General features: G+C 65.0%; 19 protein-coding genes, 1 tRNA gene and 1 riboswitch. Of the genes, 10 read left to right on the top strand and 10 right to left on the bottom strand.

All coding sequences use genetic code 11. The features are described from left to right. Positions 1-65: 65 nt before the first annotated feature. Positions 66-1985, bottom strand: coding sequence for a sigma-54-dependent Fis family transcriptional regulator (locus ACSBQS_RS11975; protein WP_353440247.1), 1920 nt, complete (start codon positions 1983-1985; stop codon positions 66-68). On the opposite strand from ACSBQS_RS11975, the gene ACSBQS_RS11970 reads away from it, so the two are divergent. Genes ACSBQS_RS11970 through ACSBQS_RS11960 form a run of 3 tightly spaced genes read left to right on the top strand, consistent with a single transcriptional unit; the run spans position 1984 to position 4817 of the window. Beyond that, the gene (locus tag ACSBQS_RS11970) at positions 1984-2208 is read left to right on the top strand and encodes a hypothetical protein (RefSeq protein ID WP_197666001.1); all 225 of its coding nucleotides are present in this window, start codon (positions 1984-1986) and stop codon (positions 2206-2208) included. The genes ACSBQS_RS11975 and ACSBQS_RS11970 overlap by 2 nt on opposite strands. A 57-nt stretch (positions 2209-2265) precedes the next feature. After that, positions 2266-3438 carry an FMNH2-dependent alkanesulfonate monooxygenase gene (ssuD, locus tag ACSBQS_RS11965; protein ID WP_197666002.1) on the top strand — a complete coding sequence of 391 codons (1173 nt, stop codon included), beginning with the start codon at positions 2266-2268 and terminating at the stop codon, positions 3436-3438. After that, the gene (locus tag ACSBQS_RS11960; protein ID WP_197666003.1) at positions 3438-4817 is read left to right on the top strand and encodes an FAD/NAD(P)-binding protein; all 1380 of its coding nucleotides are present in this window, start codon (positions 3438-3440) and stop codon (positions 4815-4817) included. Before ssuD ends, ACSBQS_RS11960 begins: the two co-directional genes overlap by 1 nt. Positions 4818-4845: 28 nt before the next feature. On the opposite strand, the gene ACSBQS_RS11955 is transcribed toward ACSBQS_RS11960, so the two are convergent. Further along, a complete protein-coding gene (locus ACSBQS_RS11955) occupies positions 4846-5481 on the bottom strand; it encodes a flavodoxin family protein (RefSeq protein WP_164106648.1) in 636 nt (211 codons plus the stop codon). A gap of 115 nt (positions 5482-5596) precedes the next feature. On the opposite strand from ACSBQS_RS11955, the gene ACSBQS_RS11950 reads away from it, so the two are divergent. From ACSBQS_RS11950 to ACSBQS_RS11940, 3 genes are all read left to right on the top strand, one after another. Next, entirely contained in the window at positions 5597-6493 is an 897-nt protein-coding gene (locus tag ACSBQS_RS11950) for a LysR substrate-binding domain-containing protein (RefSeq protein WP_197666004.1), read from the top strand. 69 nt (positions 6494-6562) lie between these two features. Then, positions 6563-7150 carry a nitroreductase family protein gene (locus ACSBQS_RS11945; protein ID WP_033643691.1) on the top strand — a complete coding sequence of 196 codons (588 nt, stop codon included), beginning with the start codon at positions 6563-6565 and terminating at the stop codon, positions 7148-7150. 130 nt (positions 7151-7280) lie between these two features. Next, positions 7281-7574, top strand: a complete 294-nt coding sequence (locus tag ACSBQS_RS11940; protein ID WP_033643690.1) for a DUF2623 family protein — start codon at positions 7281-7283, stop codon at positions 7572-7574. A gap of 12 nt (positions 7575-7586) precedes the next feature. Here the strand turns inward: ACSBQS_RS11940 and ACSBQS_RS11935 are convergent, their stop codons facing one another. Continuing rightward, the gene (locus ACSBQS_RS11935; protein ID WP_033651830.1) at positions 7587-8156 is read right to left on the bottom strand and encodes a helix-turn-helix domain-containing protein; all 570 of its coding nucleotides are present in this window, start codon (positions 8154-8156) and stop codon (positions 7587-7589) included. A 38-nt stretch (positions 8157-8194) separates the two neighbouring features. Here ACSBQS_RS11935 and ACSBQS_RS11930 point away from each other — a divergent pair, with 38 nt between their 5' ends. Both ACSBQS_RS11930 and ACSBQS_RS11925 read left to right on the top strand, forming a co-directional pair. Beyond that, on the top strand, positions 8195-8713 hold the full coding sequence (locus ACSBQS_RS11930) for a GNAT family N-acetyltransferase (RefSeq protein ID WP_033651829.1): 519 nt from the start codon (positions 8195-8197) through the stop codon (positions 8711-8713). A 17-nt stretch (positions 8714-8730) separates the two neighbouring features. Then, positions 8731-9171, top strand: a complete 441-nt coding sequence (locus ACSBQS_RS11925) for a DMT family transporter (RefSeq protein ID WP_033651828.1) — start codon at positions 8731-8733, stop codon at positions 9169-9171. A gap of 57 nt (positions 9172-9228) precedes the next feature. Here the strand turns inward: ACSBQS_RS11925 and ACSBQS_RS11920 are convergent. Then, positions 9229-9304 (bottom strand) — tRNA-Asn (locus tag ACSBQS_RS11920). Between the two features lie 328 nt (positions 9305-9632). Between ACSBQS_RS11920 and nac the strand changes: the two genes are divergently transcribed. Further along, entirely contained in the window at positions 9633-10556 is a 924-nt protein-coding gene (gene nac, locus ACSBQS_RS11915) for a nitrogen assimilation transcriptional regulator NAC (RefSeq protein ID WP_033643686.1), read from the top strand. A 36-nt stretch (positions 10557-10592) separates the two neighbouring features. On the opposite strand, the gene ACSBQS_RS11910 is transcribed toward nac, so the two are convergent. Further along, entirely contained in the window at positions 10593-12056 is a 1464-nt protein-coding gene (locus tag ACSBQS_RS11910) for an AMP nucleosidase (RefSeq protein WP_434990606.1), read from the bottom strand. 139 nt (positions 12057-12195) lie between these two features. Continuing rightward, entirely contained in the window at positions 12196-14499 is a 2304-nt protein-coding gene (opgB, locus tag ACSBQS_RS11905) for a phosphatidylglycerol--membrane-oligosaccharide glycerophosphotransferase (RefSeq protein WP_434990604.1), read from the bottom strand. Positions 14500-14785: 286 nt separating this feature from the next. Here opgB and ACSBQS_RS11900 point away from each other — a divergent pair, with 286 nt between their 5' ends. Beyond that, complete coding sequence (locus ACSBQS_RS11900; protein WP_046687403.1) at positions 14786-15526, top strand: transporter substrate-binding domain-containing protein; 741 nt, start codon at positions 14786-14788, stop codon at positions 15524-15526. On the opposite strand, the gene ACSBQS_RS11895 is transcribed toward ACSBQS_RS11900, so the two are convergent. Genes ACSBQS_RS11895 through ACSBQS_RS11880 form a run of 4 tightly spaced genes read right to left on the bottom strand, consistent with a single transcriptional unit; the run spans position 15527 to position 18682 of the window. Further along, the gene (locus ACSBQS_RS11895; RefSeq protein WP_042784967.1) at positions 15527-16462 is read right to left on the bottom strand and encodes an ABC transporter substrate-binding protein; all 936 of its coding nucleotides are present in this window, start codon (positions 16460-16462) and stop codon (positions 15527-15529) included. A 35-nt stretch (positions 16463-16497) separates the two neighbouring features. Then, positions 16498-17265, bottom strand: a complete 768-nt coding sequence (locus tag ACSBQS_RS11890) for an ABC transporter permease (protein WP_042784966.1) — start codon at positions 17263-17265, stop codon at positions 16498-16500. After that, positions 17262-18002, bottom strand: a complete 741-nt coding sequence (locus tag ACSBQS_RS11885; RefSeq protein WP_072627362.1) for an ABC transporter ATP-binding protein — start codon at positions 18000-18002, stop codon at positions 17262-17264. The genes ACSBQS_RS11890 and ACSBQS_RS11885 overlap by 4 nt, the downstream gene beginning before the upstream one ends. Beyond that, positions 17999-18682, bottom strand: coding sequence for a TenA family protein (locus ACSBQS_RS11880; protein ID WP_033643679.1), 684 nt, complete (start codon positions 18680-18682; stop codon positions 17999-18001). The genes ACSBQS_RS11885 and ACSBQS_RS11880 overlap by 4 nt, the downstream gene beginning before the upstream one ends. 62 nt (positions 18683-18744) lie before the next feature. After that, a riboswitch (TPP riboswitch) is annotated at positions 18745-18847 on the bottom strand. Between the last annotated feature and the right edge of the window lie 60 nt (positions 18848-18907).

The raw sequence follows: 18907 nt of genomic DNA, 5'->3' as shown, positions 1-18907 counted from the left end.
GACGGCGGTATGAGTTTGTGCGCAGAGGAAAAAGGGCGGCCGATGCTGCGCCCCCCGAAGCCAGGCTAAGATCCCAGCGGCCAAACCGCCTCGCGCACGGCGATCGCTTTGGGCAACAGCCCCAGGGCGTAGAAGCGGTCGGCGATGCTTTGCTGCTGGCGGATCACCTGCAAATCCATGGCGCGGATCTCGTGGCTGCGGCGCGACAGCGCGAGTTCCAGCGAGGCGCTCGCCAGCCCCAGTTCGTCGGAAAGGTGACGAGCGGCTTCTTTCGGCTGCGCGGCAATGTAGCGGCCGGTGTGCTGCAATGCTTGCATCAGTGGCTGCAACAGATCGCCCGAGCGCTCGGCGAACTCGCGGCGCGCCAGATAGAATTGCTGATTGAGCACCCGTTGGGTGCCGTCGGCGATCACGCGCAGTTCCCCGCTGCGCTGCGCGTCGCTGAGCAGCGGATCCCACATCATCCAGGCGTCCACCGCCTGCAGGTCGGTCGCCGACAGCGGATACTTCGGCGGCGCATAGACGATGCGCACATCGTTCAACATCAGTCCCTGTTCGTCCAACATCTGCAGCAATAAATAGTGCACGTTGGAGCCTTTGTTGAGCGCGATGCGTTTGCCGCGCAGATCGGCGGCGCTGCGTATCGGGCTGTCTTGCGGCACCACCATCGCCACGCTTTGCGGCGCCGGCGGCTCAAACCCGACATACACCAGCGCGTTGCCCTGCGCCTGCGCGAAGATCGGCGGCACTTCGCCGGTGGTGCCGAAGTCTATCTCATCGCCGTCGAGCGCGTGCAGCAGCTGCGGCCCGGCGGGAAACTCGCTCCACAGTACGCTGATGCGCTGTGCGGCGAAGTGCTGTTCCAGGCTTTGCCGCGCCTTGAGCACGCCGAGGTTGCCAAATTTTTGATAGCCGATGCGCAGTTCGCGTTCGGGCAGCGGCGCTGCGCTGATGGCCGGCGAATGTGCGGGCGCGCGGGCGCTGTGGCGGCGCGGTTTGATCAGGCCAAGATGCGCCAAATGGGTGCGCAGGGTATTGCGGCTGACGCCGAGCAAGGCCGCCGCCTGAAGCTGGTTGCCGCCGCTGCGTTCGAAGGCGTTGCGCACCAGCGCATCCAGCACCCGTTGGTAGAGCTGGGTACCGTCGCCTTGCAACTGCTGCTGCACGAAGCGATCGATGGCGTCGTCACCGCCGCCGCCGTGATCCGTCAGGCGTTGCGTGAGCCGCAGTTGCTGCGGGGCGATCGGCCCCTCCTGGCTCAGCAAGACCGCATTATGCAGCGTGTTCTCCAGCTCGCGCACGTTGCCGGGCCAGGGGTAGTCCAGCAGCGCCTGCTGCGCCTCCACCGTCAACTGCAGCGGCGGCCGTCCCAGCCGGCGGGCGTACAGCGCAAGAAAGTGTCTGGTCAGCGCCGGAATGTCCTCCGGCCGCTGGCGCAACGGGGGTAAGGTCACCGCCGCGACGTTCAGCCGGTAATAGAGATCTTCGCGGAAGCGTCGTTGGCGGATTGCGCCGGCCAGATCGACGTGGGTGGCGGCGATGACCCGCACATCGATCTTCAGCGGTTTGCGCGAACCGACGCGGGTGATTTCCCGTTCCTGCAACACGCGCAGCAGCTTGACCTGCAGCGACAGGTTGAGTTCGCCGATCTCGTCCAGCAGCAGGGTGCCGCCTTCCGCTGCTTCGAACCAGCCCTGATGGGTGCCGACGGCGCCGGTGAAGGCGCCTTTCTCATGGCCGAACAATTCGGCTTCCGCCAGGCTTTCCGTCAGCGCGCCGCAGTTGACCGCCAAAAAAGGGCGATGGCGGCGCGCGCTGTGGTGGTGCAGATAGCGCGCCACCACCTCTTTGCCGGTGCCGGTTTCGCCGACGATCAGTACGGTGGCGTCGGTGGGGGCCAGCCGATCGAGCACGCTTTGCAGAGCGAGCGACGCCGGATCGATCAGCACCGGTTTGTCGGCGGCGAACGGTTGGGGATCGTACATGGGCGTCTCCTGGCTGACGGCGAAGGGGGAAAAAAATCTTATCCCAGCCCATGAGCGGCCGCGAGAGGGCAAAAGGCGCACGGTGCTGCATTGGCAACAGCTTTTCGTCGCCGCCTGCTGCCAATGCAGCAGCGCTTGGGCGGTGATGTCTTTTCAACACATTGATATGCATTGCTTTTTAAAATCCGCCACTGTGGCATGCATCCTGCTTTTCGTTTTATAACCAAGCAAGATTTTTCTATCGATAAATATTGAGAATAGTTATATAGGAAAAGCATAAATGACTGAGTCAGCGAAAGAACGCATCAACGTTTTCTGGTTTCTGCCGACCCACGGCGATGGCCGCTATCTGGGCACGGCGCAGGGCGGGCGCCCGGTAGACCTGCCTTACTTGCAGCAAGTGGCGCTGGCCGCCGATAACCTCGGCTATTACGGCGTGCTGATCCCAACCGGTAAAAGCTGCGAGGATTCCTGGTTGGTGGCGGCGGCGCTGGCGCCGATCACCCGTCGGTTGCGCTATCTGGTGGCGGTGCGCCCCGGCCTGCAGCCGCCGAGCCTGGCGGCGCGCATGGCCGCGACGCTGGACCGGTTGTCGGACGGGCGCCTGCTGATCAACGTGGTGACCGGCGGCGATCCGGTGGAAAACAAAGGGGATGGCATCTTCCTCAGCCATGCCGAACGCTACGAGGTGACACAGGAATTTCTCACGGTGTATCAACGGCTGCTGCAAGGGGAGAAGGTGGATTTCAGCGGTAAGCATATTCGCGTCGAAGGCGCCGAGTTGCTGTTCCCGCCGGTGCAGGAAAACGGCCCGCCGCTCTATTTCGGCGGCTCCTCGCCGGCTGCGCTCGACATCGCCGCCGGGCAGATCGACACCTACCTGACCTGGGGCGAGCCGCTGGCTCAGGTGGCGGAAAAGCTGGCGGCGGTGCGCCAGCGCGCCGAGCGGCAGGGACGTAAACTCAGCTACGGCATTCGCCTGCACGTTATCGTGCGCGAAACCGAAGACGAAGCCTGGGCGGCGGCTGAGCGCCTGATCGCGCATCTGGATGACGACACCATCGCGGCGGCGCAGCAGATCTTTGCGCGCATGGACTCCACCGGCCAGCGCCGCATGAGCGAGCTGCATGGCGGCTCGCGTGAGAGTCTGCGCATCGGCCCCAACCTGTGGGCCGGCGTCGGCCTGGTGCGCGGCGGCGCCGGCACCGCGTTGGTGGGCAATCCGCAGCAGGTGGCGGCGCGCATACGCGAGTATCAGGCGCTGGGCATCGACAATTTCATCCTTTCCGGCTATCCGCATCTGGAAGAGGCCCACCGCTTCGCCGAACTGGTGATGCCGCTGTTGCCGCTGGCGCAGCCGGCCCATCAGACGGCCCGCACGATCAATACCGGCCCGTTCGGCGAAACCATCGGCGGCGATCGTCGTCCCGGCCCGGTACAGCGGGAGGGCTGATGGCGAAGCGTGCCCATATTATCGTTATCGGCGGCGGTTTCACCGGCGCGGCGCTGGCGATCCAGCTGGCGCGCGGAGCGGTGGATGTCACGGTGATCGAACCGCGCGCGGCGCCGGGCTATGGCGTGGCCTACTCGACCACTGAACCGACCCACCGCATCAACGTCCCGGCCGATCGGATGCAGCTGGCGGATGAGCCGGCGGGGGATTTTGACCGCTGGTATCGCCTGGGCGGCGGATTGGCGGCCGATCCACAGGCGTTGTGGCGCGACGGTAAAGCCTATCCGCAGCGCGGCGCCTTCGGCCGCTATGTCGAGGAACGTTTCCATCAGGCGGCGCAGTCGGGCCGGGCCCGCTTGCGGCACCTGCGCGATCGGGCGCTGCACCTGCAGCCGCAGGCGCAGGGCGCGACCGTCATCACCGCCGGCGGCGAACGGCTGTGGGGCGACTATGTGGTGTTGGCGACCAGCCATCCGCCGCCCGCGCTGCCGCGGCAGATCGCCCCGGAGCTGGCGCGCGATGCGCGTCTGATCGCCAATCCCTGGGCGGCGGAGGCGCTGGACGAAGTTGAACCCGGTGAGGCGTTGGCGATCGTCGGCACTGGGTTGACGATGGCCGATACGGTGGCGGCGTTGCACCGCCGCGGGCATCGCGGGCCGATTACCGCCTTCTCTCGTCACGGCCTGCTGCCGCGCCCCAATGCCGAAGGGGAGTACCCGACATGGTCGTTTGCCCCGTCCGCCGGACTGCGCGATGGGGTGCGGCAGGTGCGCCTTGAGGTGGCGCGCGCCGCTCGGCAACGGGTGCCGTGGCAGGCGGTGTTGGACGCGGTGCGTGCCCAGGGGCAGCGCCTGTGGCAAGCGTTGACGCCGACCGAACAGCAGCGCTTTCTGCGGCATTTGCGCGCCTATTGGGACGTGCATCGCTATCGCCTTGCGCCGCAGGTGAGCACGCTGCTGGCGGAGCAACAGGCGGCGGGCACGCTGCAGGTATTGGCCGCTCGTTTGCGGCGGGCGGAGCGAACGCCGCAGGGCGTAAGGTTGACGATTCTGCCGCGCCAAGGCGCAGAGCGGGCGCTGCAGGCGCAGCGGCTGCTGATCACCACGGGCCCGGCCCATGCCGGCCTGATCGCCGCCAGCCCCTTGCTCCGTTCACTGGCGGAGCAGGGGGCGCTGCGCGCCGATCCGCTGGGGCTGGGGCTGTGGGTCAATGCCGACAGCCAGGCGATCGGCGGCGACGGCCTGGCCAACCCGCGCCTGCTGGTGGCCGGCCCGGCGGCGCGCGGCCGCTTCGGCGAACTGATGGGGCTGCCGCAGGTGGCGGAACACGCCGAAAGCGTCGCGCGTCATCTGCTGGCGGCGATCGCCGCCGGAGGGTGACAGTGCGGTTTGCCGGCAGGCTCAAGCGTCAGTCCGCCCACACCTGCGTGCTGCGCGGGCTGTCCATCTGATAATCCGAATAGGGGCGAGTGAAGAACTCGCGCCCCAACTCGCGGGCGGCCCGCAGCGGGTTGCGCGGATCGCGGGCGATCTCGCCGCGTTGGTTGCCGGCGCCGTGCACCAGCCCAACGAAGGCGGAATGGGTGTAACGGCTGAACTCCTGGATCTGATGCACGATGCCCAACGCCGCGCCGGGGTAGGTCTCTTCCGACGCCACCGCCAGCCCGATGCGCTTGCCGCTCATGCGTTGGTGCACGTCCGCCGCCTGAGGGTAGGCATTGGAATAGAAGCTGAACGAGCGATCGAAAAAGGCCTTGGTTTGCGCCGACATGCCGTACCAGTATATCGGCGTGCAAAATACCGCGCCGTCGGCCGGCAGGAAGTGCTCCAGGAACAGCTCGGCGTAGCGATCGGCCGGCGGCGGCGCGTGGCGCTCATCGCTCAGAAAACCGCTCAGGTAATCGTCGAGAAAATGCAGGCTGGCGACGGTGCCGGCTTCGGCGGCGCCCGCCATGATCGCCTGTGCCAGCGTGGCGCTGTTGCCGTCGCGGCGCGGGCTGCCGACCAGCACCGCCAAACGCTTGGGTTGATGAGTTGCATTCATGTCATATTCCTCTGTGTGAAATGAATTCAGCCTTACTCTAGAAACAAACCCCGGCGGGCGACAAATGACGGCTTTTCTGCCAGGATGAATTCAACTCACCTGGAGAGGCTTCGCCATGTTCGCTACGCTGCCCGTCAACGCATTACGCACCTTCGAATCCGCCGCTCGCCTGCGCAGCTTCAAGCTGGCGGCGGCCGAACTGGCGGTGACGCCGACGGCGATATCACACCAGATCAAAGCGCTGGAGCAGCAGTTGGGGTTTGCGCTGTTCGAGCGGGTGCCGCGCGGCGTGCGGCTGACACCGAAGGGGGAAACGCTGTTTGCCGGGGTGCACGGCGCGCTGCTGGACGTCGCCGCCACGCTCGAAGGCCTGCGGCCGCAGCCCAGCGCAGGATCGCTGTGCGTTTCGGTGACGCACTCGTTCGCGGCGCTGTGGCTGGTGCCGCGTTTGGGGCGCTTCTATCAGGCGTATCCGCACTATCTGGTGCGCCTGGAGGCCTGCGCCGAGGTGATCGATCTGCAGCAAGACGCCAGCGTGGACGTAGCGGTGCGCTACAGCCGCGCGCACTATCCCGCGCTGCATCAGGCGGCGCGGCTGGAGGAAAGCTTTGGCGTCTACGCCGCGCCGGGGCTGGCCGCCGCCGAGCCGGAAAATCCGGTGCTGATCACCGTCAAGTGGGGGGATTCGGCGCTGTACGACAGCGGCTGGCATGACTGGTGCCGGGCCGCCGGGGTCGATTGGTGGTGGCGCCATGCGGCGATGCGCAGCTATCACGAGGAGCATTACGCCCTGCAGGCGGCGGTGGCCGGGCAAGGCTGGGTGCTCGCCAGCTCGGTGATGGTGTCCGAGATGGTGGACAACGGCCTGCTGGCGGCGTACCGGCCGGAGGTGCGCGTACCGGGCGCCGCATACAGCGTGCTGTGCGCGCCGGGGCGCGAGCGGCATCCGCCGGTCAGGGCGTTTCTGGCCTGGCTGCAGCAGGAATTGCCGCAGGACAATGGCACGAAATAAAAGTTTTACCGTCCTAAGCTGTGGGAATATCAGCGAACTTTTGTTTTTACTTCACTGCGAGAACCTATCATGAGCCAGCCAAGAATCTCCGATTACCCGATTGATGCGCAATTTATCGAGCGCTGGTCGCCGCGCGCGATGACCAACGACGCCATCGACGATCAAACGCTGCTGAGCTTCTTTGAAGCGGCGCGCTGGTCGCCTTCGGCCTACAACATTCAGCCGTGGCGCTTTGCCTACAGCAAGCACGGCTCCGACAGCTGGGAGAACTACCTGGAGTTCCTGATCGATTTCAACCGCGGCTGGGCGCAACACGCTTCGGCGCTGGTGGTGATCGTCTCCAAAACCACCAGCCTGAACGGCGAGCGGCTGGTGGACAACCCGACCCACGCGTTCGACACCGGTGCCGCCTGGGCCAACCTGGCGCATCAGGCGCACCTGAAAGGCTGGCTGACCCACTGCATGAGCGGCATTCACCACGACAAGATTAAGGCGGCGCTGCAGCTGCCGGACGACTATGCGGTGCACGCCATGGTGGCGATCGGCAAACCGGGCGACAAATCCCGCCTGCCGGATTTCCTGCAGGAGAAAGAAGCGCCGTCGGGCCGCCTGCCGCTGGGCAACACCGTCAGCGAAGGGCTGAATTTCACGCTGTGATCGCGCCTTCTCGCCGAGGCCCGCTTGGCGGGCCTTTTTTATGCGGCGAGTAAAACTTTGGGAGTATGTTCGCGTTCGCCCATTCGCTGTATATTTTGTTATATAGCGATTGCGTGATAAGGAGGAACCGATGGGGGATCATTTTGGCAAAGGGCTGTTGGCGGGATTAAAAGCGGACAACCTGAAACCGGAGGCGGAGCTGTCGCGCTTTTGCTCCGACTACAAGCGCGGTTTCGTGCTCGGCTATGCGCACCATTTGGCGCAGCGCTGCGGCGACGAGAACCGGGCGGCGTTCGAGGCCGGGCAGCTCAGCCGCGCCTATGGGCTTGGCAGCGAGCCGATGAGCGAGTTCTTCTCCGGCGGCGACAGCCGGTTGGCGGAGAAGTTTTTCCGCGCCGGCTATAACCGCCCGGCGCAGGGTTAGGACAGACGGACGTCAGGCGGCGCTCAGCACCGCCACCATATACACGCACGGTTGGTCGCTCTGATTTTCAAATCGGCAGTCCGCCGGCGGGCCGAGCTCAAGGCAGTCTCCCTCGGCCATCTCATGGCGCGCGTCACCCTCGATAAAGACCAGTGCGCCGGATAAGACCCAGATCAGCTGACGTTTGAAGGCGTACACCGAAGCCGGCATCGGGATCGCCGCGCCGGCCGGCAGTTCGATGCGCACCAGATCGAGCGGCAAATCGGTGCGGGGCGACACGTGGCGCCGCACGTAACCGCTCTCAGGATCGACCCAGATAGGTTGATCTTCCCGGCGCAGCAGCCGGCCTTCCTGCGTTTCCGCTCGGGCGATCAGCTTGGACATGCTGAGGCCGAACGCGCCCGCCAGTCTGCCCAACAGCATCGCCGTCGGGCTGCTCTCGCCGCGTTCGATCTTATGAACCATCGCCCGTGAGACGCCCGCCCGTTCGGCCAGATCGGACAGCGACCAGTGGCGCGCCTCGCGTTCAATGCGAATGCGTGCGCCGATCAGCTGATTTAGATTGTCTAATTTAATATTCATATCGTAGTATTATAGTGGACAATTGGCCGGGGTAAACCATGATTATACGAAATGCGACGTTCAACGATAGCGCGGCGATTGCCGCTATCTATAACGACGCGGTGTTGAACAGCACCGCCATCTGGAATGAACAAACCGTGGATGCGGCCAACCGCGCGGCGTGGATCGGCGAACGGCAGGCGGCGGGTTACCCGGTGCTGGTGGCGGTGAACGCCGAGGACGAAGCGATCGGCTATGCGTCGTTCGGCGACTGGCGCGCCTGGGACGGTTATCGCCACACCGTGGAACATTCGGTGTATGTCCATCAGGCGCATCGCGGCGCAGGGATTGGCAAGGCGCTGCTGCTGGCGCTGATCGCACGGGCGCGGGAAATCGGCAAACATGTGATGGTGGCCGGCATCGAATCCGGCAATCGGGCCTCGATTAAGCTGCATCTGGCGCTGGGTTTCCGCGACGTGGGGCGCATGGAACAGGTGGGCGCTAAATTCGGCCAATGGCTGGATCTGACGTTCCTGCAGCTGAGGCTCGACGAACGGGCGACGCCGCCCGCGCGCTGATCCCGGGAGACAGGGCGATGAATATGCTGTTACTGCTGATCGCGGCGGGGATGGGGCTGGTGGTGCAGAATCTGCTGATGGTGCGCATCACCGAAAGCGTCTCGACCATCCTCATTACGCTGGTGATCAACTCCAGCGTCGGTTTGCTGCTGCTGGTGGGGTTGCTGCTGGCCAAAAATGGCCTCGGCGCGGTGGCGGAAGTGACCGGCGCCGCCAAATGGTGGATGCTGTTGCCAGGGCTGCTGGGATCGCTGTTCGTGTTCGCCGGCATCCTGGGCTACCAAAAACTGGGCGCGGCGGCCACCATCTCGATCCTGGTCGCCAGCCAGCTGTGCATGGGGCTGTTGGTGGACGTCTACCGCGCCGGCCCGGCGGCGCTGCGCGAGAATCTGCCGGCGCTGTTCGGCGCCTTGTTGCTGGTGGCGGGCGCCTATCTGGTGGCGAAGCGCAGCTTTTGACGGCGGCTGAAAGGCAAAAAGCCCGCTCGGGTTTCCCTGAGCGGGCTTCTCTAAATATGGCTCCTCTGACTGGACTCGAACCAGTGACATACGGATTAACAGTCCGCCGTTCTACCGACTGAACTACAGAGGAATCGTGTGAACGGGGCGAATAATAGCGGGGCGGTTGCGGCTTGTAAAGCGCGAAAACGCCCGGCGCGCGCGTTTGCTGTAAGATTGCCCAACCTGCTGCTTTTTCTCGCTTTTATCGCTTATCTCACGCGCAGCGCCGCCGGATTGCCCGCTGAGGCGGCGCCGTTGCCTGCCGGTGGTGCAACGCGTGCCCTGCGTTGTGGCGCGTCTCGCCCGATAATCGGCCATTTGCCGCCGTTTTTGGCCTTTTGACGACTCTGGCCTGGATCTTGCTGCGGTTGCATGACCGGATTTCGGCATTCTCAATTTAGCGGCTCGCTGGAGGCACTATGAATCTCAGACGTCTGAAGTACTTCGTGAAAATCGTCGATGTCGGCAGCCTGACCCAGGCGGCGGAGGTGTTGCATATCGCCCAGCCGGCGCTCAGCCAGCAGTTGGCGACGCTGGAGGGGGAGCTGAAGCAACAGCTGCTGATCCGCACCAAGCGCGGGGTGCAGCCGACCGAGGCCGGCAACATTCTGTATGCCCACGCGCAAACCATTTTGCGCCAGTGCGAGCAGGCGCAGAGCGCGGTCAACAGCGCCGGGCAGGCGATGAGCGGCCAGGTGTCTCTCGGGTTGGCGTCGGGGAGCACCGCAGCGCAGCTGGCGCTGCCGCTGCTGCAAACCCTGCGCGATCAGCAGCCGGGCATTTTGCTCAGCCTGCATGAAAACAGCGGCGCGGCGCTGGCCGGACAGGTGGCCAACCAGACGCTGGACATGGCGATGGTCTACGGCGCCAAAATGCCCGCCGGTCTGCACACCGTAGCGCTGATGCGAGAGGATCTCTATCTGGTGGCGACGCGCGCGGTGCCGCATCCCGGCAACAGCGTCGAGCTGCTGGACGTGGCGCGGCTGAACCTGTTCCTGCCGCGCGAGGGTGATGCGGTGCGCAACCAACTGGAGGAGGCGATGGCGCTGCGCAAGCTGGCTGTCAACGTGGTGGGGGAGATCGAATCCTCGGGCGCGCTGAGCGCCGCGATCGCCGGCGGGTTGGGGGCGACCGTATTGCCGGAGTCGGTGGCGCGCGCGATGATCGGCCCGGCCAAGGCCTGGATGGCGCGCATCAATGCGCCGACGATGTCGGTGCCGCTGTCGCTGTGCATGTCGGGCCAACAGTCGCTGTCCGCCCCGGCGCTGCTGGTGAAAGACCTGCTGCTGTCGATCGCCGGCGGCCGCAGCCAGGAGAAGCGCGCGCTGGCGCTGGTGCGTTGAGGAAAAAACGGCCCGCCGCAGCGGGCCTGAGCACCGTTATCGGAACGGCGGTTCGTTGAAGGTGCGCAGCTTGCGCGAGTGCAGGCGATCGCCCTCGGCGCGCAACAGATCGATGGCGCAGATGCCGATCTGCAGGTGCTCGGAGATTGCCCCTTCATAGAAGCGGTTGGCCTGGCCCGGCAGTTTTATTTCACCGTGCAGCGGTTTGTCGGAGACGCACAGCAGCGTGCCGTACGGCACCCGGAAGCGGTAACCCTGAGCGGCGATGGTGGCGCTCTCCATGTCGACCGCCACCGCGCGGCTGAGGTTGAAGCGGCGCGCCGAAGCGGAGTAACGCAGCTCCCAGTTGCGATCGTCGGTGGTGACCACGGTGCCGGTGCGCAAACGCTGTTTGACCTCTTCACCGGGCTTGCCGCTGACCATCTTGGTGGCGTCGTACAGGGCGCGCTGCACCTCGGCGATGCTCGGGATCGGGATATCCGGCGGCAGCACCGCATCCAGCACGTGATCGTCGCGCAGATAGGCGTGGGCCAGCACGTAATCGCCGATCTTCTGGCTTTCGCGCAGGCCGCCGCAGTGGCCGATCATCAGCCAGGCGCTCGGGCGCAGCACCGCCAGGTGATCGCAGATGGTTTTGGCGTTGGACGGGCCGACGCCGATGTTGATCAGCGTGATCCCTTGGCCGGTGCGCGAGATCAGGTGATAGGCCGGCATCTGGTGGTTTTTCCACGCCAGATCGGACACCGCCTGTTCGGGCGCGCTGGTTTCCGGCGTGATGTAGGTACCGCCGGCGCTGGAGAGCGCGATGTACGGGCTGGCCGGATCGGCGATCTGCGCGCAGGCCCAGCGCACGAACTCGTCCACATAGCGGGTGTAGTTGGTGAACAGCACGAACGGCTGGAAATGCTCCACCGGGGTGCCGGTGTAGTGCCGCAGACGCGCCAGCGAGAAATCCGCGCGCAGCGCATCGAAATGCGACAGCGGGAAATGGTTGTCGGTGGTGTGATACAGGCCGTCGGCGGTCTCGTCACCGATCTGCGCCAGCTCGGTGGTGGGGAAATGCTGCGCGATACCGGCGCTCATTGAGCGATCGAGCGCCAGGCTGGAGCCGTCGATCACATAAGGGAACGGGATCTCCTGCTGCGACGGCGCCACTTCGATATGGGCGGCGTAGTCGTGTTCCAGCATCGCCAGCTGTTCGGCCAGATAGTGGCGGAACAGCTGCGGCCGGGTCACGGTGGTGCTGTAGCTGCCGGGATGGGTAAAGCGGCCGAAGGCGCGGGTTTTGTTCGGGCCGGACTGCTGCCCGTCCCAGCTGACGCGCAGCTCGGGATACACGAACAGCCCGGCGGCGCGCGCCTGCGGGTCCGGCAGGGTGCCGTGGCTGATAAAGTCACTGACCGCCTGACGCAGCGCGTCTACCGCGGCGTCATACAAGGCTTCCAGTTGATCGAGTGCCTGATCGGCGCTGAGGCCGCTGCGAGGTGGGGCATAGCTCATACTTTCTCCTTCGATGTCCCGGCTCTGGGGCGGGATTGGCGGCGTTTCACCGTCACAGGTTAGCCGAAGCAGGGCGTAAAAGCTTGGTCGAAATGACGGGCACGGCAAAGAAATTACCGCGCCCGTGAAGGCGGGGGGATCAGGAGGCGGGAGCGGCCGCTTCGACCTTCAGCGATACCAGGCCGATGCCCAGCTTCTTCGGCGTGAAGCCGCCGCTGGCGCTCTCTTTCGGCTCGGTCGGTGCCGGCGGGGTAATGCTGATCTTCTGCGCGCCACGCGGGTTGTCGAAACGCAGGGTGACGGTGCTGTCCTGCTCGCCGAGCGACACGAAGCGCTCTTCGTCGCCGACGCGCACCGAAATCGGTTCGCCGACGTTGTTGCCGTAGGCGCGGGCGCGCAGCACCAGATCGAAGGTTTTCGGCAGCGGATCGACATAATCGATGTCGACCGCCGGCGCCAGGTTGGCGTCGGACCAGCGGCCCCACTCCTCGACGGCGGAGACGCCGGTAATGGCTTTCACCTGTTCCGGCATGCCGGGCAGCATGAACTCGATGGCGTCCGCCCGGTACTTCATCGCCGCGTCGTCCACCTGCAGGCGGGCGACGGCGTTTTGGTAATCGGCGACGCTGTCCGCCGCCGGGCCGGTAAAGTTCACCTTGCCGTTGAAGCGTTCGCCGCTGGCCTGCGCGATCTGCGGCGGCGAGGCCAGGGTGCCGGAGGCCACGCAGATGTCGGTGCTCAGCGCCAGCTGCGGCGCCCAGACCCGGCCGATCTCGTAGCATTTATCGACCCAGACGAATTTCTCCCCCGCCCCCAGCCCGGCCAGCTGCTTGCGCAGCGGGGTGGAGAGGTAGACGTTGAACATCGGTTCGATGCGGTTGTCGCCCACCCGCAGAATGAACGGCACCTTGTAGGTGACGCCGGAGAAGCTGAAGCTGCGCTGGCGCGTGTCCACGCTGTAGTCGCTGATGCGGTTCGGCAGGCCCCACTGATTGATCACCGCCGGTTTCCAGCCGTTGATTTTCTCTTCGATATTCAGGAACACCGTAGACAGCGACGGCGCCGACAGGCTGCTGCGGCCGAGGCCGATATAGTTGTCACCGCCCATCACGTCCAGCACCGTGGCGCCGTTATCCAGCGTGCTGCGTTTCTCGTTGCGCTGCTCCGCCTGCGGCCGGGTGCCGTCGATGATAAAGAACAGGTTGCGGCGCTTCTGTTTGGTCAGGATGTCGTAGGCGGTGTTGTTCATCGCCAGATGATCGGAGGACACCACGATCACGGTGTTGCTGAAATAGGGCGAGCGTTTGATTTTGTCGATCAGCGCGGCGATGTGTTGCTGGCTGCAGGCTACCGCGCTCAGCGAGCGGTTTTCCTTGTTCTGCCAGGCGTAGCTTTTCTTGCTGCAGCCGGCGGAGATAAAACCGTCCGGGTGATGGGTATCGACGGTCAGGGTAAACAGCGAGAACGGCTGGCGCTGTTTGGACAGCTCGACGAACTTGCCGTACACCACGTCCAGCACGCTGTCGTCGTACCAACCCCAGTCGTTTTTGTAGTTCGGATCGGCGACCTGTTCGCGCAGCTCTTTGAAACCGTAAACGTGGTCGAAGCCGTGGGATTTCAGGAAGGTGTCTTTACCGGCGAACGCCAGCTCGGCGCCCTGATAGAAAGAGTTGCTGTAGCCGGCGGCCTTCAGCACGTCGCCCAGGCAGACGTTCTCCGGGTAGAAGGTGGAGACCGCGCTGGAGGCGTTGCCGTCGAAAGGTGCGAACAGCGGAATGCCGCACTGTGAGGCGACCATGCCGGCGATGGTGTAACCGGTGCCCGGCAATTGCTGGGTGTTGCTGAAATCGATGCTGTCTGCGCGCAGGGCGTTCAGCTCGTCGGCCAGGCCGGGAAACAGCTCGGTATCGAAGTAGGTGCGCTCCAGGCTCTCGGCATAGATGTACACCAGGTTCGGCCGCTTGCCCTGCACGGTCTTTTTCGGCGCCTTGTAGTAGGTGGTGAAATCGGCGGTATCGCCGACGATCTGGCTCTTGACCAGCAGCGAGATGTCCTGAAACGCCGGGGTGGTGCCGACCGAGAACAGCGCCAGCAGCACGGCGACGAGGCTGTAGGCCACGCTGCTGCCTTTGGCCTTGCGGCGCAGCAGGCTGCGGGCCAGCACCGCGAAGATAAGCCCCAGCGCCGCCAGCAGGCCGATGAACGGCAGCACGTATTTGCTGATGCCCGCGCCTTTGAGGCTGCTGGTGACGGTGTAGATCACCGCATCGGTGATGCCGTCGCCGGTGAAGTAGTTGCTGGCGATCAGAATGACGTTCAGCACCAGATAGCTGCCGAGCAGCGTCAGCAGAATGGCGAACCACCAGTGGTTGGCGGCGGCCCGGGTGCGATAAATCAAGATCGACGCCAAAAAAAGAACAAACGAAACGACTGCGAGAACCATCCGCCAAACCTTGTCTGATTGGAAAAAAAACGTTGCTGCCCTGGTCTGCGCCGCCGACCGTGCCGCGGCGCGAAAAGTGAAGGGTATAGCCTATTGTCGGCGGCGGAACAACGCGCGATGTCCCGCTCCGGCCGACGGTCGGCGGCTATTGTACATTTTTATGACAATAGTGTGACGTTAATCACGTCGGCGGCGGCCGCGGTGGCGAAATCTTGCTGGTCGGAGGTTTCGCTCTACGCTTAATGAGCGCCACGACGGCGCGTCCATCAGCCATTCAGGAGGAAGTATGCAGACGATTTCCGCAGCGGTACTCGACGATCTGGCCCCGCAAGGCGTGTTGCGCGCGGCGATCAATCTCGGCAATCCGGTGCTGGCGCAGGCCGGGCCCGGCGGTAAACCGCAAGGCGCTTCGGTGGAGCTGGCCGCCGCGCTGGCTCGCGAACTGGACGTGGCGCTGGAGCTGGTGACCTATGACGCGGCCGGCAAGGTGTTCGCCGACCTGGACAGCGGCGCCTGGAATCTGGCGTTTATGGCCATCGAGCCGGTGCGCGCGGCGCAAATTGCGTTCAGCGAACCCTACGTGATCATTGAGGGGACTTACCTGGTGGCGAACGACGCGCCTTACTTTGAGGTGGCGCAGCTCGACAGGCCGGAGGTGCGCATCGCGGTCGGCCAGGGCGCCGCGTACGATCTGTTTTTGTCGCGCACGCTGCAGCAGGCGCAGCTGGTGCGGGCGGCTACTTCCGCCGAGGCGATCGCGCTGTTTTTCGAACGTGGGCTGGAGGCGGCGGCCGGCGTGCGTCAACCGCTGCTGGCCGCCGCGGCCGCCCATCCCGGCTACCGGGTGCTGGATGGGCATTTCACCGCCATTCGCCAGGCGATGGCGGTGCCGAGGCAAAAAGCGCAGGGCGCCGCCTACGTGAACGCGTTTATCGAACGCTGCAAGGCCAACGGGCTGGTGAAGGCGGCCTTGCAGCGCAGCGGCCAGGGCGAAGTGACGGTGGCGCCGCCGGCCGCCTCGGCGTGATCAGTTCAGCTCCACCGCATACTGGTCTACCGGAGTGATTTTCTTGATCAGCTTGTTGTCGAACAGGAACTGTTCGTAAGCCTCATAGCGGGCCCGATCCAACTTGGCCGGATCGCGCGCGAACAGCGGCAGGCTGGCTTGCCACGCCTGTTTGTTCAGCTCGGTATTCAGCTCCGGGTGCGCCTTGGCGAACGCCAGCCAGGTGTCCTGCGGGTGTGCATGCAGGTAGTCGCTGCCTTGCTTCAGCGCGGCGAGGAATTTGCGGATTTTCGGCTCGTTCACCGCATCGCGGTTGGCGACGATGATCAGCTCGTCGTAGGCCGGCACGCCGTAGTCTTCGACGTTGAACACCACCGGTTTTTTGCCCTGCAGCTTCAGCTCCAGCGCTTCGATATTGCGGTAGCCGCCGATCACCGCATCGACCTGGCCCGCCAGCAGGGCGCTGGTCAGCTGGAAGTTGACGTTGATGAGCTTGATGTCCTGCGGCTTGAGGTGCTCGTGTTCGACCATGGTGGCCAGCGTCGCCTGTTCGATGCCGCTGACCGAGTAGCCCACCGTTTTGCCCTTGAGATCCGCCGGCGACGTGATGTTTTTGTCCAGCGCGATCACCGTATTCAGCGGCGTATTGATCAGCGTGCCGACGCGCATCAGCGGCAGGCCCTGATCGGCGAAGAAATGCAGCTGCGGCTGATAGGTGATGGCGAGGTCGGCCTGTTTGGCGGCCACCAGCCGCGGCGGCAGCGCCGGATCGGACGGCGGCACGATCTTGACGTCCAGCCCTGCGGCCTTGAAGGCGCCGATCTGCTCGGCCACCATAATCGGCGCGTGATCGGGGTTGATGTACCAGTCGAGCACCAGCGTCAGCTTGTCGGCCGCGCCGACCTGGCCGGTGAGGGCGGCGCCGAGCAGCAGCCCGCAAACGGTTTGTTTGATCATGGTCGTTCCTTTATCCCTGGTTATGGTTGCAATCATCAGTCGTTTTCCGGCGCCCAGGCGATCAGGCGCCGCAGCAGCGCATCCACCGCGGCCCACAGCAGCACGGTCATCAGCACCAAAATAAACAGCGCGGCGAAGCAGACGTCGGTCTGCATGCGCGCGTTGGCGTTCAGCATCACGTAGCCCAGCCCTTCGGCCGAGCCGACCCATTCGCCGATAATGGCGCCGATCGGCGCGACGGCGGCGGCCATGCGCAGGCCGGAGCCGAAGGCCGGCAGCGCCGCCATCAGCCGCACGTGCCGCAGCTGCGCCCAACGCGAAGCGCGCATCGTGCGCGCCAGATCGAGATAGTCGTTGTTGACCCGGCGCAGCCCGTCGAAAAAGGCCGACACCACCGGGAAGAAGATCACCAGCACCGCCATCGCCACTTTGGCGCTCATGCCGAAGCCGAACCACAGCACCAGCAATGGGGCCAGGGCGAACACCGGTATCGCCTGGCTGGTGAGCACCAGCGGCATCAGCCAGCGCTGCAGGCGCGGCGAGAAGATCATGCACAGCGCCAGCGCCGCGCCGAGCAACACGCCGAGCGCCAGCCCGCTGACGATCTCCGAAGCCGTGACCAGCGTGTGCCAGGCGAGATAGCCGCGTCCGTCCCACAGCGCCTGCGCCACCGCGCCCGGCGTGGGCAGCAGAAAGGCCGGAATGCCGCTTTGCGCCGCCAGCCACCACAGCAGCAGCAGGCCGATGAAGACCGTCAACCCACGCCGCAGGCGGGTGAAGCCGCGCTCTTTGGCGATATTCATTGCGCTGCCCTCACCATTTGCAGCAGCAGCTCGGCCTGGCTTTTCAGCAGGTCGGCGTCATCCGGCGCGCGCGGCGGTTGCCCGCTGATGCGGTGGGTATCGTCGAGGCCCAGCGGCCAGGGCGACAGCACCAGCAGCCGGTGGCTCAGGCGGCAAGCCTCCATCGGATCGTGAGTGATAAGCAGCACGGTATTTTGCGCCAGCAGCTCGGCGGCCAGGCTCTGGATCTCGGCGCGGGTAATGGCGTCCAGCGCGGAAAAGGGTTCGTCCATCAGCACGATTGGCTGGCGTTCGTAGAGCGTGCGGGCGATGGCGGCGCGCTGGCGCATGCCGCCGGACAGCGCGGCGGGCAGGCTGCGGCTATGCGCGGCCAGGCCTACGCGCTCGAGCAGGTGCGCCGTCCACGCCCGATCCGGCGCTTCGCCGCGCAGCCGCGAGCCGAGGGCGACATTATCTTCGACGCTCAGCCACGGATAGAGTAGGTCTTTTTGTCCCATGTAGGCGATGCGCCCGGCGATCGGCAGGCCGTCGCTGTCGCTCACCGTACCCGAGCTGGCCTGCGCCAGCCCGGCGATGATCTTCAGCAGGCTGGTTTTGCCGGCGCCGCTGGCGCCGAGCAGGGAGACGAAGCTGCCGCCGGCGATATCGAAGCTCAGCCGCTCAAAGATCGTCTGTTGACCGAAGCGCAGAGTGAGATCCCGCACCTGGATGCCGGGCGGGAGGCGCGGGGAGGTCATGAGGCGTTCAGCCCCATTTGCCAAAATGCCGCTTCCAGCTGGGTGGCGGTGGTGAAAATCTGCGCCAGCTCGGTAAAGCGGCTTTGTGCGCCGCGCTGGTGGCCGACGGTTTCCAGCAGTTCGATGGCGGCGCGCACGCCGGCCAGATAGCCCTCGTCGCCGTAGTTGCGGATCCAGGAGGCGTAAGGATTGCCCTCCATTTGGGTGGCGGGATCGTGCAGCAGCCGCAGGCCGATTTCGGCATAGCCGGCCACGCAGGGCAGCAGGCCGGCCAACAGATCGAGGGCGTCGCCGGCATGGCCGATGTCCAGCACGTAGCGGGTGTAGTTCATGGTTTCCGCCGCCTCCGGCTGGGCGGCGATCTGCGCTTCGCTCAGCCCCCATTCGGCGCAGTAGGCCACGTGCAGCGGCAGCTCGGCGACGATGCCGTTGAGCGAGGCGGTGGCGGCGCGCATTTCCGGCAGGGTGCGCAGCTTGCTGACCAGCAGCGCGTAGGCGCGGGCGAAGTGCAACAGGAACAGGTAGTCTTGGGTCAGGTAACGGCGAAAAGCGCGTTCAGGCAAGGTGCCGGCGGCCAACTGCTGCAGAAACGGGTGTTCGACGTAATTTTGCCAGTGGCTGCCGGCCTGTTGGCGCAGCCGGCCGTAAAGACCGCTTTCGAACAGGGTGGTGATGGACATGGGACCTCCTTGAGTCAGTGGAGATCCGGGCACGCTGAGGTATGAACAGGCAACGGGTGATCGCGCGGTTGCCTAACCGTCCCTTCGCTGGCATGACCCAGATCAGGTTCAAAGGGTTCGGCTTACGCCATCTCAGCCCGTAACAGGACACCCCTCGGAGCTGCTTGTTATACGACATTTGTTTTTTGATTACAATCGCCGGGCGGCGCGGCGGCAATCGGTTCG

This window comes from Serratia sp. H402Y (genome assembly GCF_051172415.1).
GTDB lineage: Bacteria > Pseudomonadota > Gammaproteobacteria > Enterobacterales > Enterobacteriaceae > Serratia > Serratia ureilytica.
This window is presented reverse-complemented; position numbering and strand designations above follow the sequence as displayed.

Bases quoted from the DNA above. Each gene is read 5' to 3' on its own strand.
- ACSBQS_RS11935 (WP_033651830.1), bottom strand. From the start codon at position 8,156: ATGAATATTAAATTAGACAATCTAAATCAGCTGATCGGCGCACGCATT.
- ACSBQS_RS11975 (WP_353440247.1), bottom strand. From the start codon at position 1,985: ATGTACGATCCCCAACCGTTCGCCGCCGACAAACCGGTGCTGATCGAT.
- ssuD (WP_197666002.1), top strand. From the start codon at position 2,266: ATGACTGAGTCAGCGAAAGAACGCATCAACGTTTTCTGGTTTCTGCCG.
- ACSBQS_RS11940 (WP_033643690.1), top strand. From the start codon at position 7,281: ATGGGGGATCATTTTGGCAAAGGGCTGTTGGCGGGATTAAAAGCGGAC.
- ACSBQS_RS11895 (WP_042784967.1), bottom strand. From the start codon at position 16,462: ATGATCAAACAAACCGTTTGCGGGCTGCTGCTCGGCGCCGCCCTCACC.
- ACSBQS_RS11955 (WP_164106648.1), bottom strand. From the start codon at position 5,481: ATGAATGCAACTCATCAACCCAAGCGTTTGGCGGTGCTGGTCGGCAGC.
- ACSBQS_RS11930 (WP_033651829.1), top strand. From the start codon at position 8,195: ATGATTATACGAAATGCGACGTTCAACGATAGCGCGGCGATTGCCGCT.
- ACSBQS_RS11885 (WP_072627362.1), bottom strand. From the start codon at position 18,002: ATGACCTCCCCGCGCCTCCCGCCCGGCATCCAGGTGCGGGATCTCACT.
- ACSBQS_RS11945 (WP_033643691.1), top strand. From the start codon at position 6,563: ATGAGCCAGCCAAGAATCTCCGATTACCCGATTGATGCGCAATTTATC.
- nac (WP_033643686.1), top strand. From the start codon at position 9,633: ATGAATCTCAGACGTCTGAAGTACTTCGTGAAAATCGTCGATGTCGGC.
- ACSBQS_RS11950 (WP_197666004.1), top strand. From the start codon at position 5,597: ATGTTCGCTACGCTGCCCGTCAACGCATTACGCACCTTCGAATCCGCC.
- ACSBQS_RS11910 (WP_434990606.1), bottom strand. From the start codon at position 12,056: ATGAGCTATGCCCCACCTCGCAGCGGCCTCAGCGCCGATCAGGCACTC.
- ACSBQS_RS11970 (WP_197666001.1), top strand. From the start codon at position 1,984: ATGGGCGTCTCCTGGCTGACGGCGAAGGGGGAAAAAAATCTTATCCCA.
- ACSBQS_RS11925 (WP_033651828.1), top strand. From the start codon at position 8,731: ATGAATATGCTGTTACTGCTGATCGCGGCGGGGATGGGGCTGGTGGTG.
- ACSBQS_RS11890 (WP_042784966.1), bottom strand. From the start codon at position 17,265: ATGAATATCGCCAAAGAGCGCGGCTTCACCCGCCTGCGGCGTGGGTTG.
- ACSBQS_RS11880 (WP_033643679.1), bottom strand. From the start codon at position 18,682: ATGTCCATCACCACCCTGTTCGAAAGCGGTCTTTACGGCCGGCTGCGC.
- ACSBQS_RS11900 (WP_046687403.1), top strand. From the start codon at position 14,786: ATGCAGACGATTTCCGCAGCGGTACTCGACGATCTGGCCCCGCAAGGC.
- ACSBQS_RS11960 (WP_197666003.1), top strand. From the start codon at position 3,438: ATGGCGAAGCGTGCCCATATTATCGTTATCGGCGGCGGTTTCACCGGC.
- opgB (WP_434990604.1), bottom strand. From the start codon at position 14,499: ATGGTTCTCGCAGTCGTTTCGTTTGTTCTTTTTTTGGCGTCGATCTTG.